Below are 15,886 nucleotides of genomic sequence, written 5' to 3' on the forward strand. Positions count from 1 at the left end.
GAGCGCACCGTTCGCTAAAGGCGCTGTTGCACACGAAAAAGGGGCTGTCGCACATGATTTGTGCGACAGCCCCTTTCGTATGGGGAGCGTCATTGCGTCTTTTGCGTCTCTGCGCCGGGGGTAGGTGCAGCAGAGGGCGTCGCGGCGGGCGATGCGCCCGAAGGCTTCGTCTCCGTACGCGTGCGCGAATCGTCTGCGTCCTGCGCCGCGCCCTTCTTCTCTGTCGACGAAGCGGACGACGCGCGATCCCTGCTGCCCTTCTTCGACTCCTTCTCGTCCGCGTCCTCGCGGCTTGTCGAACTCTTCGAGGAGCTTTCGCTTCTGCCCGAACTTTCGCGCTTGGGACGGCCGATGGACGTATCGCCGGCCGGCACCTCGGTCGCGCCCGCGGGGATCGAGCTTTCGTACTCGTGGCTCTCGCGCTCCATGGCGGCGCGCATCGAGGCGTTGACGTCGATGTCGAGCGTGTTGGCGACCGTTTGGCGAAGCTTCATGATGTCGGGAATCCAATAGCTGATTTCCGAGATGTAGAGCGGACGCCCGGGCACCATGTCGGTCTTGAGACCGTTCTTCTGCGCTTCCTTCAGCGTACCTGCGAACTCAAGCATCTGGCGGAAGGAGAGGTCGGTTTCGATGGAGTCCATGACCTCCTTGATGACGGTAGGCAGGCGCGTGATGATGGCGGGCGACGTGACCTTCTCCATGACCGCCTTCATAAACTTCTGCTGGCGCTCAATGCGCCCGATGTCGCCCTCCTCGTCGCGGTAGCGCACATAGGTCACAGCCGTCTTGCCGTCCATGTGCTGCATTCCGGGCTTGAGGTCGATGAGGAGGCCACCGTCGTCGTCCCACGGATCTTCGTAGTACATGCGCTTCTCCACGTTGATGTCGATGCCGCCCAAGGCGTCGATGATGCGTTGGAAGGAGTGCGTGTTGATGATGATGTAGTGGTCGATGCGCACGCCCAAGAGGTCTTCGACCGTGCTCTCGCTGAGCTTATGTCCGCCGTAGGCGTAAGCGGCATTGATCTTGTCGTAGCCGTGCCCCTTGATCTTCACGCGCGTGTCGCGCGGCACGGAAAGGAGCGCTGCCTTGTTCTTCTTCGGATCGATCATCGTGACCATCAAGGTGTCGGAGCGGCCGACATCGTCTTCTCTCTGGTCGACGCCCATGATCATGATGGTCGACTTGTCCTTCGCGGTCAGGAGATGCTCCTCCTCCGCCTTCGGATCCTCCTTGTCCAAGAGGCTCGTCGAAGCAAAGAGAGCACCCGCCGCAGCGGCGGCAAAAAAGAGGAATACGACGGCGACATAGGGCCAAATGCGCCGTTTCTTTTTCGGCACGGCAGGGGGCGGAGAATTTTTCTGCAAGATCATACCTTCTTTTCAGCATTCTTCATAGCAAGTTCCGGCAAGGCGGCGTACGGTTTTCGCAAAGCGGACGTCCGTACATGCCCAAGCGAAAGGAACACGGCACGCATGGGGCGACTCCTCGCCCGTAAGGTGCTTCCCCTATTATAAAAGGTCTTGTTTCTTTACGCAAATGATATTTTTCCATTCCGGGCGGGATTAGGAGGATTTCACAACGGTTGAAGGATAAACTCGCTCCCGATGCGGTTTGCGGCAGGCGTATGGCGCTAGCTTCCCAAGATCTTCAGGAGTATTGCCGGCGATAACGGCAGTGCGTTCAGTGGTCTTGCAGATCCGCTCAAAGAAGGCTGCATCTACTTCGCCCATCCGTATTCCTGCAGGGAACGGGGAGCCAATGAGAATCAGAACTCTTTATGGAGACGCTTCATCCTTAAAGGCAAGGCCACGGATACCGTATCCAACTATCCTGTGCAGAAAACCGAGGATTGGAGCAGCAACTTGCCAAGGAAAATATTCGGATGCCGCTTTCTGCATTTACAAATGGATGTGCATGGTATATATTTATTGTTGACTTGACCAAGGAAGCAGTATGAAAAATTCGGAGTTGAAGCGTTCCCCCCACGCGTCTGATGGACAGGAAATAAAGACGGGCACGCTTGAAGCTATCATCAAACAAGCTGGATTGAAATGAAGAGGAGGTGGTGTCATGCGTCATCATAGCGACAAGATTGCGTACTTTCTCATCGCCTTTGCCGTCTGCCTCATCCTCATGGCGCTGTCGACGTACAAGACAACGCGCATGGCGAACACGATCCTCTACACTTCCGTCGCCATCTCGCTTCTTGCGGAGAACGTCCCGAAGGTCGTGGAGATTCCGCTGCATTACGCATATCCCGTGAAGTGCATCGAGTACTTCATGTTCTTCCTCGCGGTCCTCTGCTTCATCACGGTTCTTCTGCGCCATCTTCATCTGTTTTAGGCAGAAGGGTCGATTCATCCATAAGGATTTGCTGTATAAGGCTTGCTGATGAATCACATGCCGGCTTGCCTACAAAATCAAGCGCCTGCGATTTTGTGGGCGTTATGGAACAATCTGCTGAGGTATGCTATATTTTAATAAGGCAATAGAAAAGCCCCCAAGAGTGCAACTTGGGGGTTTTTCGTGTACTGGTTTTGACCATAATAACGTTTACTATGAAAGTCCAAGAAGCCAAGCCGAAGGCGCAGGCTGATTGGGTAACTTTCATTAAGGGCGGCGCACAATGTCCACAAAGTGGACGTTTGTGCGTGTAGCTTGCCATCTATAGTATAGCATATTCGGTTGTCTGTGTGCAAGAGCACTTGTGAAAGTCAGCTTTGCCGTCCCTTTCCGGGACCGTCGGCAGCTACGGCGACGGCGGTTTCGGCGAAGGTCTTCATATCGTTCTCCATGTGGAGCGCGGCGTCGACGAGGCGCATACCGAGCGAGGCCGCGACGCCGCAGCTTGCAGGAAGGGCGAGCGCGAGATAGTCGGACTGAACGTGCAGGAGGTAGGGCTTGAGCGTGGGCGCGAGGGTTTCGGCGAGGTGCGCGACGCTTTCCGTCGCGGGATCGTCGAGGAGGACGAGGCAGCAGCTTTCGGCAGCGGCGCAGAGAGCGCCGAGGAGGGCGGCGGCTTCTCTTTGGAGTGCGGGCGGAAGATTCTGCAGCAGGCCGAGGAGCGTGGCGTCCTCCTTTGCCGAGCGGAATGTTTCGTCATAGCGTGCAGCCTTCTCGCGTGCCATCTCATCCGTCTCTGCGGCAAGCGCGAGCCCGAGGAGCGAACCGTCTGCGGCAAGCTCCCGCGCGATCTTCTGCCCGAAGGCGAAGGCTTCGGCAGGCTTGCTGTCTTGGTTGAGCAGCGCGAGCGTCACGGGCGCTTCGGCGTGCGCGGCGAAGGCAGATATGAGCCGCTTCTGCCGCGCGGAAGGTTCTTTTGCCGCGAAGATGAGCAGCGCTCGCCGCGCGCCGAGCGGCGGCCGCGCCTCGCCCGTGACGCCTGCGAGGCGCACGGCCAGCTCTTCGAGCCGTCCGAGACTGTAGATGGGCTTGGCGAGACTGTCGATGCGCTTTTGGCAGGCGGCCATGGCGAGAGTGTCGAGCGCGGGGAACGAAGGAAGAGCGAGGTCGTCGGGCGCATCATCCGCGTCATCGGACATACTTTTCGACAGGAAGCGATACGACATCGCCTTCATCTCGTCCTGCGCATCTTCCGCTTGCGCCGCATCCGCTGCAGTTTTTTGCTTCCATGCGTGCGCTCCCTTGCCGTCGCTTGCCGCCGCATCCTCTGCGAAGAGGCTTTTTGCAGCTTCGATCGCGGCATCGAGGAAGTCAGCGACGATGGACGATCCCGTCGCTTCGCCGAGGCGAAAGCGCATGTCCATATAAGGTGTGAGGCCGAGCTTCTTGAGAATGGCGGCGTGCGCAGGTTCTGCCGCGAGGTGCGAGGGCAGAAGGTAGCCCGTGACTGCGGGTGCGAGCGCCTCGGCAATCAAGGCTGCCGCGCCCGTGTTGAAGCCGTCGAGGATGACGACGGCTCTTCTTCTAGCCGCACCGAGGATCAGTCCTGCGATGCAGCCAAGCTCGAAGCCGCCGACCTTCTGCAGCACGTCGATGCCGTCGCTCGCGTCGGGGCGGTTGACGGCGAGGCTTTGGCGCACGACCTCGATCTTCTTTTTCAGGCGTTCGTCGGAGATGTTCGTGCCGCGCCCCGTCGCTTGCTCGGGCGTAAGACGGCACAGGCAGGCGGCGATCGCTGCGCTCGCCGTCGTGTTCGATATGCCCATTTCGCCCGGCAGGAAGCAGCGGCAGCCTTCGGCGGTGAAGTCTTCGGCGAGGCGGATGCCGACGGCGAGCGAGCGGAGCGCTTCCTCGCGCGTCATGGCGGCTCCTTTGGCGGAGTTCTTCGTGCCGTGCGCGATCTTGCGGTCGATGAGCGAAGGTAAGGGCGGCAAAGGCGCCTTGATGCCAAGGTCGGCGACATGAAGGTTGCTTCGGGCGAAGTTTGCGAGCGCATTGGCGACCGCGCCCTTGGCGAGCAGGTAGTTCGCCGTCATCTGCGCCGTCGTCTCGGGCGGATAGGCGCTGACCTGCATTTCGGCGACGCCGTGATCGGCGCAGCAGATCAGCGTGCATTTCTTCGGCTTTTCGAGATGCTCCCATGTACTCTTCGTCGCGCACATATAACGGTCGAGGAGGGCGGCGAGTGCGCCGAGACCGACGCCTTGCGGCAGCTTTTCCTGCAGGGCGCACTGCAGATGCTCGTCTGCTCTATCGTCGGGCGGCTCGATGGCGCGAATGGTATCATACACGAGGATGGCGTCGTCCGTCCGGCACAGATCGCCTCTTAGGGGGGCGGCAGTTTGGTTCATATCGCTGCCTCCTTCGGCACCTGCTTCAAGGAGAGGCCGATGCGCCCGCGCTCTTCGTCGACCTTGATGACCATGACGTTTACGATGTCGCCGACGGATACGACGTCGAGCGGATGCTTGACGCGCTTCTTGCTGAGTTCTGAGATGTGGATGAGTCCCGCCGTCTTGATGCCGATGTCGACGAATACGCCGAAGTCCGTGATGTTGCGCACCGTGCCGCGCATGACGGCGCCTGCCTTGATGTCGGAGAGCTTGACGATGGCCTGGCGTGTCAGGGGTGCGGGCAAGTCCTCGCGCGGGTCGCGCCCCGGCTTCTTGAGCGCGTCGATGATGTCGCGCATGGTCGGAGTGCCTGCGGCAAGCTCCTCGGCAAGCTTTTCGGCATCGGCGAGACGGAGCTTTGCGCCGAGCGTGTCGAGAGCTTTCTTGTCGCTGAGGTCGGAAAGCGAGAAGCCGAGCCGTGCGAGCAGCTTTTCGGCGAGCGCGTAGGATTCAGGATGGACGGGCGTGTTGTCGAGGGGGCTTTTGCCGCCTGCGATGCGCAAAAAGCCCGCGCACTGCGTGAAGGCGGCAGGGCCAAGGCGCGGCACCTTGAGGAGCTGGCGGCGGCTGGCGAAGATGCCGTTTTCGTTGCGCCAGTCGACGATATTCTTCGCAATCGCCTTCGTGACGCCCGCGATGTGCGAGAGAAGAGCCGCCGAAGCCGTGTTGAGGTTCACGCCGACATGGTTGACGGCAGATTCCACGACGGCGTCGAGTGCGGCGGCAAGCTCCTTTTGGTTCACATCGTGCTGGTACTGGCCGACGCCGATGGCCTGCGGGTCGATCTTCACGAGCTCGGCGAGGGGATCCTGCACGCGCCGCGCGATGGAGACGGCGCCGCGAATCGTCACGTCGTATTCGGGAAGCTCTTCCTTCGCGAGCTTCGAGGCTGAGTAGACGGACGCGCCCGCTTCGTTCGTGATCAGGTAGTGAACGGGCAATTTGTTCTCGCGAATGAGGCTCGCCGTGAATTCTTCCGTTTCGTAGGAAGCCGTGCCGTTGCCGATGGAGATGAGTGTCACGCCGTGCTTCTTGATGAGCGCGAGCACCTTTTTTGCCGCTTCGGCACGGCGCTCTTCGCTCATCGTGAGGTAGAGAACACCGTGGTCGACGACTTGCCCCGTGGGACTGACGACGGCCATCTTGCAGCCCGTGCGGTAGCCGGGATCGAGTCCCATGACCGTGTGGCCAGCGAGCGGCGCTTCCAAGAGGAGCTGCTTGAGGTTTGCGCCGAAGACATGGATCGCCTGTTTTTCGGCGTTTTCTGTCAGAAGAGCGCGAAGCTCGCGCTCCATGGCGGGGAAGAGCAGACGCTTATAGCCGTCCTCGATTGCTTCCTTCAGCAATTCGCGAAAGATGGAATCGCCTTTCGCCAGCCCATCGAAGATTTCCGCCGCAAGCTTCTCGTGGTCGCATTGGAGCGTGACCTTGAGGCAGCCCTTCTTCTCGCCGCGGTTGATGGCGAGAATGCGGTGCGAGGGCAGCGTGCGAAGCGGCTCCTTGTAGTCCTGATACATGAGGAAGGTCTGCGCGTCCTCAGCCTCTTCGTCGAGCGCAGTCACGAGTTCTGCCCGCTGCCAAAGCTCCTTGCGCATCTTCCGGCGCAGCGCAGCGCCCTCGGAAACGGTCTCGGCGACGATGTCCATCGCGCCGGAGAGCGCGTCCTCCGCCGTCTCTACGCCCTTTTCCGCATCGATGAACTGCGCGGCGTATTCTTCCGCCGTGCCGCTTTTCTCTTCTTGTGCGAGAATCGCGAGCGCCAGCGGCTCCAGTCCCTTTTCCCGCGCGACGCCCGCGCGCGTGCGCCGCTTCTGCTTGAAGGGCAGGTAGATGTCCTCCAGCTCTTGCATCTTCAGCGCCCGGTCGAGCGCTTCCTTGATCTCGGGCGTGAGCTTTCCCTGCTCCTCGATGCTCTTTTCGATCTCCTGCTGGCGCTTCACGAGATTTCTGAGGCGCGAAAGCTCGCTCTCGACGGAGCGCACCTGCTCTTCGTCGAGCTCTCCCGTCGCCTCCTTGCGGTAGCGCGAGATGAAAGGCACGGTGTTTCCCTCGTCGAGGAGCGCGATCGTCGCCTCCGCCTGCTTCGCCCGGATGCCCAAAGTGCGCGCAATAGCCGCGCCGATGTTTTCTTCTTTCATGGCAATACCTCTTGTCTTTTGAAAATTGCTTCCTAAAATTATAGCACAAGTTTCCCTTGGATGCTTTTTCTTCTTGTCGTAATATCCACGGAACGGATTTTGCACCTGCTCCCGCCTTCTGAATGGCGACAAAAAAGGCACTGTGCTTCCAGTGCCTTCGTATCACTTGTATATCTTGCTTCTATGACCGATTTCGACTGCGATGACGATCAGCTCGTTGTCACGGATTTCTGCAATCAATCGGAAGTCCGCGACGCGATACCTCCAATACTTTCCGAGGTTTCCAGTGAGAGCCTTCCCGTAGATGCGAGGATTTTCGCAATCGACCAGATTGCTTTTCATCCACTGGATTATGCGATTGCGCGTGCCGCTGTCCAGTTTTTGAAGCGTCTTGTCAAACTTCTTGGTCGTTATCAGTCTATACACTTTTCAGCCCCTCTAAGACTTCGCTGAAAGGCGTCGTCTCAAGCGTGCCGTTTTTGAGATCCTTTTCATACTCGCGTATGATTTCCATGTCATACTCATCTTCTAGCCTATCATATATGAGATTTTTCAATGTTGCCGATGACAGCCCTGCCGCATAGAGCGGGGAGATGGCTTCGAGAGCTTTTAGTTCTCCGTCGGTAAAATGCAGGTTCAAAACTTTACCCATGATACCCCATCCCTTTCGTCCGTGGCCCTTCTACTTTTATGCTGAATTCATCTTCCAGTCTCTGAAAGATGAAGCGGCGAACAAGTTCGGCATGAGAACAATCATATTTTTTTGCCAGTCGATCGATCATCTGATACTCAGCATCTGAAAGGTTCATGCGTATCGGGCTGTGCGCTCTTCTTTTTTTCATGATCGCTCCCTCCCCCTTTTCTATATTATATTGCGTCTATATCATGCCGTCAATCTTTGCGATGCGTGCAGGATACCTCGAAAAATCCTCTGCATCCTGTTATAATAGAAAAGAAAATTTCTGGAAAGGTGGCGTCCGATTGGAAAAGATCCGCTTGGCGGCGGCAAGGTGCATCAAGGGGCGCCTGCAGCCGCCGTGCCGCGCGTGCGAGGATGTCTGTCCTGCGGGCGCGTTTCGCTGGGGCGTGCCGCATCCCGATCTCTGTATCGAATGCGGCCTCTGCACGGCCGTCTGTCCGGCTGCCGCCGTCGAAACGCGGCTTGACTATGCGGCGAAGCTGACGGCTGTCGTGGCTGCTGATGCGTCAAGCGTGCGCCTCGCATGCGCGAAAAGCGCGCCGGATTCCATGCTTCCGTGCCTTGGCTTTCTCACGCGCGGCATCCTCTGGGCAATCGCCTCGCAGAAGGAAGTGCAGCTCGACATCGGTTCTTGCCGCGCCTGTCTGCCTGCCGTCCACGCGCACCTCGCACGCGAGGCTGCCGCCGTCGATGTGGTTCTCGCGGCGGCGGGGCGAGCGCCGCTTCGCTTGCTCGATGCTGAGCCTGCCGCACGCGAGTACAGCCGCCGCGATTTCTTTCGCCGCTTTCGCGATGTGGCGAAGGAGAAGTTCGGGCAGGGAGATGCGGCAGGCGGTGCGGGGGAGAGTGCGGCGGCAGGGGCGCACGACGTTGGGCCTGCCGATCGTATGGCGTGCGGTGCTGTCGCTGGGGAGCGTGCGGGCGCGGCATCGGCAGAGGCGGATAGGGAGTTGCCGCCGGACGCAGCGGGAATGGGGCAAGACTCCATGCACCCTGCACTCACTGCGTTCTCCGCTCCCGCCTGGGCATTCGCTCATGGCGCTCAACCCGCCGCCGTGCATGCCGACCTCGCGCTCTACAGCGGCTGCAATGCCTGCGGCTTCTGCGTGCGCCTGTGTCCGCACGGGGCGCTCGCGGCGGAAATCGAGGGCGAGGACTTTGTGCTCGCCTTCACGCCGCAGCTCTGCACCGCCTGTGGACTCTGCACCGCACGCTGCCCGAAGAGCGCCCTGCGCCTCGCCGCCTCTCCCACTGCCAAGCGCTGGCGCATCCCGCTGCCGCGCTGCGAATCCTGCGGCGCTCCGTTTCGGCCGATCGGCGCGAGCAAGGTCTGCCGCGCGTGCATGGAGAAGTGAAGTTGCTTCGAGCAAGTGTGCAGCAATGTACCGTGAGTTTGAATCCCCCCTCTCCGCCATTGCAAATTAAGGCTTCCGAGCGCTGTGCTCGGAAGCCTTTTCGTTTTCCGGCGCATGGAAGAATCCCACACGTTTGCGAATTCACACATCATCCCGCTGCATCATCTCCAACACCTCGTCGAGCCTTTTCGCCACATCCTGCACCTCGATCGCCTTCATGCAGGCGTTCGTGCCCGAGGGACAACGCGTCTTGCAGCAGGGGGCGCACGGGTACGGCGACTCGATGAAGAAGTTGCGTCCGTGCAGAGGGCCGTAGATCGTCGGACGCGTCGGTCCCCAGAGGCTCAGCGTCGGCAGGCCGACGGCGGCGGCGATGTGCAGGGGGCCGGTGTCGGGGCACAGGAGGAGCGTCGCTTCCTTCATCAGCGCCGCCGTCTCAAGGAGGCTCGTCTCGCCTGCGACGGAGACGGCTTTGCCGCGCCATGATACTTCGAGCGTCTTCATCGCTTCATCAATGACGGGACGATCGGCGCCGCTTCCCAAAAAGACGATCTGCACATCTTCCGGAAGAGCAGCGAGCGCGGCGCAGAAGCGCTCGGGCGGCCATTCCTTGCTCTGCCACGTCGTGCAAAGGCTCACGAGCACGATCGGGCGATCGGGCGCGATGGAGCGTGCGGCGAAAAAGGGCGCGGCAAAGCCCGTGAGCGCAACGGGAAGCTGCAGCGCGATGCGCGTGTCCTCATGTGCGATGCCGAGCGGCGCAAGGGAAGCGAGGTAGCGGCGCACCTTGTGCGGCTCCGCCATCTTCGGTGCCTTCTCCGTCATGAAGAAGCCCGCGCCCTCGTGGCGCTCTCGCACGCCGATGCGGCGCGGCGCACCCGAAAGACGCGCGAGAATGCCCGTCAAGAGGAGATCCTGCACGTCGAGCGCGATGTCAAAGCGGCGCGGCACGAGAAGCGCACGCGCCTTGCCGAGCAGGCGAAAGGCCTCCAGAAAGCGTCCATGCGCCACGGCGCGGTCGAAGCTCCGCCTGTCCCATACGAGCAGCTCGTCGATTTCGGGGCATGCGGTGAGAAGTTCGTCGGCGGGGGGGCTAGCGAGCCACGCGATATGCGCTGCCGGCAGCGCACGGCGAAGCGCACGCGCGACGGGCGTCGCATGAAGCACGTCGCCGATGGCGCTCAAGCGTATGATGAGGATGCGTGCGCGGGATAGATCCATGATGTTCCTCCTGCCTCGCTGAACCTACGTTCAAAGAAGTCTGCGGCAAAGTTTACGGCGGCGATTGCGTCTGCTATAATAAAAAGATATGATAAGCCGCCCCAGTGCATATACGGCGGCTTCCTTACATTCTTCAATAAACCATTCTCGTTTTCTATATTACCATGAAACCCCAAGAGGTCAAGCCCAAAGGGCGCAGACCGATTGGCCAGGTTTCTGTAAGGGCGGCGCACTTTTGTCCACGAAGTGGACGTTTGTGCGTGTAGCTTACCGTAGACGTGCGCCGTGCGCAAAGGAGAGATCGTCTTGCTCAAAGACTCTGCCATACATGAGCTGTCCAACGATATGTCATACCGCAAGGGCTGCCGCTACTTCAAGGACGGGCGCGTGGCGAAGCTCCTGCGTCGTCCCGGCACCTCCATCTACGTCGCGACCGTCGAAGGATCGGAGGACTACGAGGTGCGCGTGCGCCTCGACAAGGCGGGCGAGAAGATCGAGGCCTACGACTGCACATGCCCCGCCGCCGCCCTCTACAACGGCGCCTGCAAGCACGTCGTCGCACTCTTGAAGGTCATACAGGCAGGCCAGTTCGAAGAAGAAGGCGAGGGCACTGCCGCGCCCGTGCCGTACCAAAAACCCACAGGACGCATCTTCGACTGCTTCGCACGCGCCAAGAAGCACGCGCACCTGAACGCACCGAAGAAACTTCTGCCCGCCGCTCTTCGCGAGACGCCCATCTTCCTTGAGCCGCACTTCTTCTTCGAGCGCCACTACGGCCGCTCCAACTGCTGGCTGGAGTTCCGCATCGGGCGCGAGCGGCTCTACGTCATGCGCAGCATGCAGGAATTCATGCGCTCCTTCCTCGCCGGCACGCCCATCGAATTCGGCAAGAAACTGACCGTCGACCCGCAGACAGCGGTCTTCGCGCCCGGCATCTCGACGATGCTCTGGCACTTCCTGCTCGACCTCTGGAAGGATGAAGTGAGCAGCCTCTACTACGGCGGCGCATACGGCGCTCGCCTGAGCGGAACCATCTTCGAAGGCAAGGCGGTCAAGCTCACGCCGAGCGCACTCGTGCGCTTTCTCTCGCTCATGCAGGAAGCCGATGCTCCCTTTCAAGCGAGGACGGGCGTACACGAGGAGCGCACCGTCGAGATCGTCGAGGGAACGCCCGCCCTCGAATTGGGGCTTGTCGAGAGAGCGGGCAGCGGCCGCCTCATGATGCTGACGGACGAAGTCTGCTATCTTGATGACGACGCGCACTTTCTGCTCGTCGAAGATACGATCTACCATGTGCCGCCCGCTTTCTCCGCCGCCCTGCACCCGCTGCTCGAAGCCTTCGGCTCTTCGCGCTCGCTCACCATCGCCGCGCAGGACATCCCCGCCTTCTTCAGCACGATTCTGCCCGAGATCGAGAAGGTCGCCGAGGTCGAGATAGCGCCCGCCTTCGCCGAACGCTACGAGATCATGCCGCTTTCCGCCGCCGTCTACCTCGACTACCACGGGGACGGCATCGCCGCGCGTCTCGAATTTCACTACGATGAAATGAAGTTCAACCCGCTCGCGGGCAAAGTGCCGCAGGAAGCGCCGAGCGGCCGCCGCCTCATCCGCGACGCGGCGGGCGAGGCGGCGATCTTCGCCTTCTTCGACACCTACGGCTTCCTGCCCGAGGACGGCCGTTTCGTGCAGAGTGACGAGGCGCAGAGCTTCCTCTTCCTCGACGAAGCCTTGCCCGAGCTTTCCAAGATCACCGACGTCTACTACGCCGACGCCTTCCACGAAAAGCCCGTGCGCCGCATGCCTCCCGTGACGATCGGCGTCTCGGTCAACGACGAAAACCTCCTCGACGTGACCTTTGACGCGGCGCATATCGACTTTGCCGAGCTCATCGGCGTGCTGCGCTCGTACCGCGAGAAGAGGGTCTACCACAGGCTCAAGGACGGCACCTTCGTGACGCTCGGCGACCAGCAGCTCGCAGGCCTCGCCGACTTCATCGAGAGCACCGGCATCAAGAAGGCAACCGATGCGCAGAACATCCGCCTGCCGCTTCGCCAGGCGCTCTACCTCGACGCGCTCGCCAAGGAGGACAAGAGCATCCGCCTCGCGCGAAGCAAGCGCTTCAAGAGCATCGTGCGCGACATCAAGAATCCTGTCGACGCCGACATCGAACCGCCCGAAACGCTCAAGGGCGTGCTGCGCGACTACCAGCAGACGGGCTTTTCGTGGCTCTCGACGCTCGCCGCCTATCGCTTGGGCGGCATCCTCGCCGACGACATGGGACTCGGCAAGACCCTGCAGGTCATCACCTTTTTGCTCGCGCACCGCGAGGAAGGGAGGCCGCCCGCTCTCGTCGTCGCGCCGACGTCTTTGATGTACAACTGGCTCGAAGAAATCGAAAAGTTCGCGCCCGAGCTCAAGGCTTCCATCGTCGCCGGCACAAAGGCGGAACGCGAGGCGGCTCTTTCGCCCGCTCTGAAGGACGCCGACGTCATCATCACGACGTACCACATGCTGCGCCGTGACATCGACCTCTACGAGAAGGAGCATTTCAGCCATATCTTCCTCGACGAGGCGCAGCAGATCAAGAACCCCGCGACCCAGGCGGCAAAGGCGGTAAAAAAGCTCCAGGCAGATGCCGCCTTCGCTCTGACGGGCACGCCGATCGAGAACAGCCTGACCGAACTCTGGTCGATCTTCGACTTCCTCATGCCCGGTTATCTCAAGAGCCGCAAGCATTTCCAATCGCAGTTCGAGACGCCCATCGTACGCGCCAAAGATCCGCACGCGAGCGCCGACCTCCTGCGCTACATCTCGCCTTTCATCCTGCGCCGCCTCAAGAAGGACGTGCTCGAAGAACTGCCCGACAAGGTCGAGCGCAAGATGACGAACGAGATGACGGACGAGCAGCGGAAGGTCTATCACGCATGGTTCGTGCAGGCGAAGAAGGAGTTCGCCGCCGAACTCAAGGCGCACGGCTTCGGAGAATCGCGCATCAAGATCCTGGCGATTCTCACGCGCCTTCGCCAGATCGCCTGCGATCCTGCGCTCTTTCTCGAAGATTACACGGGCGGCTCGGGCAAGCTCGACATGCTCGAAGAAGTCGTCGCCGACGCCGTCGCCGCCGGACACCGCATCCTCATCTTCTCGCAGTTCACGACGATGCTCAGCCACATCGCCGCGCGCCTCGACGTCATGAATCTCAGCTATGCCTACCTCGACGGCTCGACGCCCGCCCTTGAGCGCATGCGCCGCGTGCGCGACTTCAACGCGGGCGCAGAGCCGCTCTTCCTCATCTCGCTCAAAGCGGGCGGCACGGGGCTGAACCTCACGGGCGCCGACATGGTCATACACTACGACCCGTGGTGGAATCCCGCCGTCGAAGATCAGGCGACCGACCGCGCCTACCGCATCGGTCAGAAAAACAACGTGCAGGTGCTGAAATTCATCACGAAGGACACGATCGAAGAAAAGATCTATGAACTGCAGGAAAAGAAAAAAGCGCTGATCGACCAGATGATCCAGCCCGGCGAGAACTTCCTCTCAAAGCTGTCGGAGGAGGAAATCACCGCCCTTTTCCAATAAAATGAATCGGGGAAGCCGAAAAGCCTCTCCGATTTCCCTTTTCCCGCACAACGCACAGGGAGGCGAATAAAATGCAGCGCACGATTCTTCACGTCGATATGGACGCCTTCTTCGCCGCCGTCGAGCAGCGTGAGCACCCCGAATACAGAGGAAAGCCCGTCATCGTCGGCGGGCTTTCTTCGCGCGGCGTCGTCGCGACCGCCTCCTACGAAGCGCGCCGAAGCGGCGTACACTCGGCTATGTCCATGGCGACGGCGCGCCGCTGCTGTCCCGACGGGATCTTCGTACAGGGAAACTACGCGCTCTATCGCGCCGTCTCCGCCGAAATCTTCGCCATCTTCTCGCGCTACTCGCCGCTCGTCGAGCCGCTTTCCATCGACGAAGCCTTCCTCGACGTCACGGGCATGGGGCTTCTCGCGCCCAGCCCGCGCGACCTCGCCCAAAGGCTCAAGGCGGAAATCCGTGAAAAAACCGCGCTCGTCGCCTCCGTCGGCATCGCGCCGAACAAGTTCCTCGCCAAGCTCGCGAGCGACCTCGAAAAGCCCGACGGACTCGTCGAGATTCGCGCAGAAGACGCCGTCCGACGCATCGCACCGCTTCCCGTGCGCCGCCTCTGGGGCGTCGGCAGGCGCACGGAAGAAAAACTCGCCGCTTTGGGCATCAAAACCATCGGTGCGATGCAGCAGGCCGACGAGAAGAAGCTCGCACGCAGCCTTGGCAGACGCGCGGCGCACGCCTTGAAGGAACTTTCCTTCGGGCGCGATGAGCGGCGCGTCGAACCTGACCGCGAGGCGAAATCCATCGGCAAGGAAGTGACCTTCGAGCGCGACCTCGAAAGCGCTGAAGAAGCCGAGCGCGAGCTTCTCTCGCTCGCCGAAAAGGTCGGCTGGCGGCTGCGCCTCGCAGGCGTCGCCGCACGCACGATTCAGCTCAAGGTGCGCCGCGCCGACTTCACGACCTTCACGCGCAGCCGCACGCTCTTTGAGGCAACTGCGCACGACGAGCCGATCTTCCGGACGGCGCGCGATCTCTTCCGCGAGCTTGGCATCAAGAGCGGCATTCGCCTCCTCGGCGTCACGGGCGAAAACTTCGAGCCGAGCGCCCTGCCATCGCTCTTTCGCGACGAAAAAAAAGAGCGCCTCTACGGCGCAATCGACGCACTGAAAAAGCGCTTCGGTGAAAGCATCATCACCAAAGCGCCGCTCATCGACAAAAATCCGCAGAAAGAGTAGATGCCCGCACAAACGTCCACTTCGCGGCCATTGTGCATCGCCCTTAGCAAAAACTAGCAAATCATCCTATGCCCTCGGCTCGACCTCTTGAGGTTTCACGCCAACCTGCGCGAAAAAGAGTAGAGCCTGTAAAGCATCCGACTGGAAAGGCTGCTTTACAGACTCCACACAAGGCGAAAAGAGACCACCAGCCATTAAATCTTCTAGCGACCCCTTTTCAAAGCAGATGTCCAAAATGTCGTTTGCTTTATATGTCTAAAACCTGCGACTCGCAGGTGGGCATCTTGAGTCTTGTTTCTGCTATTCGCTCGAAGGCGATCCAGCATCCGCAAGCCTAGCCAGATTCCCTTAGAAAACTGTAGGTTAGACATAATGAAAAGCTCACGTGCACCTCAGGCAACTTCTGCTTTGAACATATCATAGCATAACCTTTTTCTCGGCGCAAGACTTGACAAAGGAATTTCCTTTCATTTCTCACTCGATCGTGATCTTGTCGCCCAAGTTGAGGCGCGGCGGCAAGCTGCCCTTGACGATGAGCTGTCCGGGCATCGAGCCTTCGGCATTGATGACAACCGTGCAGTGACCGTCCTTGCGAAGGTTCTCGTTGACCGCCTCGCCGACGGAGACGACCTTGTACTTCCTCTTCGCTCCCATCGTCAGCGTATCGCCGACCTTGATGTCGTCCGACAGCTCTCCCGCTGTATGCTCGACGACCATCTCCGTGAGGTTCGGGCGCACGCCCTCGTCAAGCAGGATGATGCTCGAACTGTTCTCCAAGAAATTCGGCGCAAGGCTGCCGATATTCGTGATCGTGACGTCGTATTTCATGTCTCAGTCTCCTCCCAGCAACACGACT

12 protein-coding genes and 1 other RNA gene are annotated in these 15,886 nt (G+C 60.3%); 4 read left to right on the forward strand and 9 right to left on the reverse strand.

Going from position 1 to position 15,886, the window contains the following annotated elements:
- Positions 1–89: 89 nt before the first annotated feature.
- Positions 90–1,376 carry an LCP family protein gene (locus SELSP_RS11070; protein WP_006193295.1) on the reverse strand — a complete coding sequence of 429 codons (1,287 nt, stop codon included), beginning with the start codon at positions 1,374–1,376 and terminating at the stop codon, positions 90–92.
- Between the two features lie 700 nt (positions 1,377–2,076).
- Between SELSP_RS11070 and SELSP_RS11075 the strand changes: the two genes are divergently transcribed.
- The gene (locus SELSP_RS11075; RefSeq protein ID WP_006193297.1) at positions 2,077–2,349 is read left to right on the forward strand and encodes a hypothetical protein; all 273 of its coding nucleotides are present in this window, start codon (positions 2,077–2,079) and stop codon (positions 2,347–2,349) included.
- A gap of 371 nt (positions 2,350–2,720) precedes the next feature.
- Here SELSP_RS11075 and cobT read toward each other — a convergent pair whose 3' ends face one another.
- From cobT to SELSP_RS11100, 5 genes are all read right to left on the reverse strand, one after another.
- Positions 2,721–4,760 carry a nicotinate-nucleotide--dimethylbenzimidazole phosphoribosyltransferase gene (cobT, locus tag SELSP_RS11080; protein ID WP_006193299.1) on the reverse strand — a complete coding sequence of 680 codons (2,040 nt, stop codon included), beginning with the start codon at positions 4,758–4,760 and terminating at the stop codon, positions 2,721–2,723.
- A complete protein-coding gene (locus SELSP_RS11085; protein WP_006193300.1) occupies positions 4,757–6,940 on the reverse strand; it encodes a Tex family protein in 2,184 nt (727 codons plus the stop codon). Before SELSP_RS11085 ends, cobT begins: the two co-directional genes overlap by 4 nt.
- Positions 6,941–7,102: 162 nt before the next feature.
- Complete coding sequence (locus tag SELSP_RS11090; RefSeq protein ID WP_006193302.1) at positions 7,103–7,366, reverse strand: type II toxin-antitoxin system RelE family toxin; 264 nt, start codon at positions 7,364–7,366, stop codon at positions 7,103–7,105.
- Positions 7,359–7,592, reverse strand: coding sequence for a DUF6290 family protein (locus SELSP_RS11095; RefSeq protein WP_006193303.1), 234 nt, complete (start codon positions 7,590–7,592; stop codon positions 7,359–7,361). The genes SELSP_RS11090 and SELSP_RS11095 overlap by 8 nt, the downstream gene beginning before the upstream one ends.
- On the reverse strand, positions 7,585–7,782 hold the full coding sequence (locus SELSP_RS11100) for a hypothetical protein (RefSeq protein WP_006193304.1): 198 nt from the start codon (positions 7,780–7,782) through the stop codon (positions 7,585–7,587). The genes SELSP_RS11095 and SELSP_RS11100 overlap by 8 nt, the downstream gene beginning before the upstream one ends.
- Positions 7,783–7,921: 139 nt before the next feature.
- Here SELSP_RS11100 and SELSP_RS11105 point away from each other — a divergent pair, with 139 nt between their 5' ends.
- Complete coding sequence (locus tag SELSP_RS11105; protein WP_013741059.1) at positions 7,922–8,995, forward strand: indolepyruvate ferredoxin oxidoreductase subunit alpha; 1,074 nt, start codon at positions 7,922–7,924, stop codon at positions 8,993–8,995.
- A gap of 141 nt (positions 8,996–9,136) precedes the next feature.
- Here SELSP_RS11105 and SELSP_RS11110 read toward each other — a convergent pair whose 3' ends face one another.
- Positions 9,137–10,216 (reverse strand): glycosyltransferase family 9 protein, encoded by a 1,080-nt coding sequence (locus SELSP_RS11110; RefSeq protein WP_006193306.1) that lies wholly within the window; start codon positions 10,214–10,216, stop codon positions 9,137–9,139.
- A gap of 306 nt (positions 10,217–10,522) precedes the next feature.
- Here SELSP_RS11110 and SELSP_RS11115 point away from each other — a divergent pair, with 306 nt between their 5' ends.
- On the forward strand, positions 10,523–13,798 hold the full coding sequence (locus tag SELSP_RS11115; RefSeq protein ID WP_013741060.1) for a DEAD/DEAH box helicase: 3,276 nt from the start codon (positions 10,523–10,525) through the stop codon (positions 13,796–13,798).
- A 71-nt stretch (positions 13,799–13,869) separates the two neighbouring features.
- Complete coding sequence (locus SELSP_RS11120) at positions 13,870–15,030, forward strand: DNA polymerase IV (RefSeq protein WP_006193309.1); 1,161 nt, start codon at positions 13,870–13,872, stop codon at positions 15,028–15,030.
- A gap of 223 nt (positions 15,031–15,253) precedes the next feature.
- Here the strand turns inward: SELSP_RS11120 and ssrS are convergent.
- Positions 15,254–15,432: non-coding RNA, 6S RNA (ssrS, locus tag SELSP_RS12040), on the reverse strand.
- Between the two features lie 72 nt (positions 15,433–15,504).
- Positions 15,505–15,858 (reverse strand): PTS glucitol/sorbitol transporter subunit IIA, encoded by a 354-nt coding sequence (locus tag SELSP_RS11125; RefSeq protein ID WP_006193312.1) that lies wholly within the window; start codon positions 15,856–15,858, stop codon positions 15,505–15,507.
- Positions 15,859–15,886 lie beyond the last annotated feature (28 nt).

Source organism: Selenomonas sputigena ATCC 35185 (assembly GCF_000208405.1).
GTDB lineage: Bacteria > Bacillota > Negativicutes > Selenomonadales > Selenomonadaceae > Selenomonas > Selenomonas sputigena.

What these genes read in the sequence shown, in the direction of transcription:
- SELSP_RS11070 (WP_006193295.1), bottom strand. Translation starts at nt 1,376, where the DNA reads ATGATCTTGCAGAAAAATTCTCCGCCCCCTGCCGTGCCGAAAAAGAAA.
- SELSP_RS11075 (WP_006193297.1), top strand. Translation starts at nt 2,077, where the DNA reads ATGCGTCATCATAGCGACAAGATTGCGTACTTTCTCATCGCCTTTGCC.
- cobT (WP_006193299.1), bottom strand. Translation starts at nt 4,760, where the DNA reads ATGAACCAAACTGCCGCCCCCCTAAGAGGCGATCTGTGCCGGACGGAC.
- SELSP_RS11085 (WP_006193300.1), bottom strand. Translation starts at nt 6,940, where the DNA reads ATGAAAGAAGAAAACATCGGCGCGGCTATTGCGCGCACTTTGGGCATC.
- SELSP_RS11095 (WP_006193303.1), bottom strand. Translation starts at nt 7,592, where the DNA reads ATGGGTAAAGTTTTGAACCTGCATTTTACCGACGGAGAACTAAAAGCT.
- SELSP_RS11100 (WP_006193304.1), bottom strand. Translation starts at nt 7,782, where the DNA reads ATGAAAAAAAGAAGAGCGCACAGCCCGATACGCATGAACCTTTCAGAT.
- SELSP_RS11110 (WP_006193306.1), bottom strand. Translation starts at nt 10,216, where the DNA reads ATGGATCTATCCCGCGCACGCATCCTCATCATACGCTTGAGCGCCATC.
- SELSP_RS11120 (WP_006193309.1), top strand. Translation starts at nt 13,870, where the DNA reads ATGCAGCGCACGATTCTTCACGTCGATATGGACGCCTTCTTCGCCGCC.
- SELSP_RS11125 (WP_006193312.1), bottom strand. Translation starts at nt 15,858, where the DNA reads ATGAAATACGACGTCACGATCACGAATATCGGCAGCCTTGCGCCGAAT.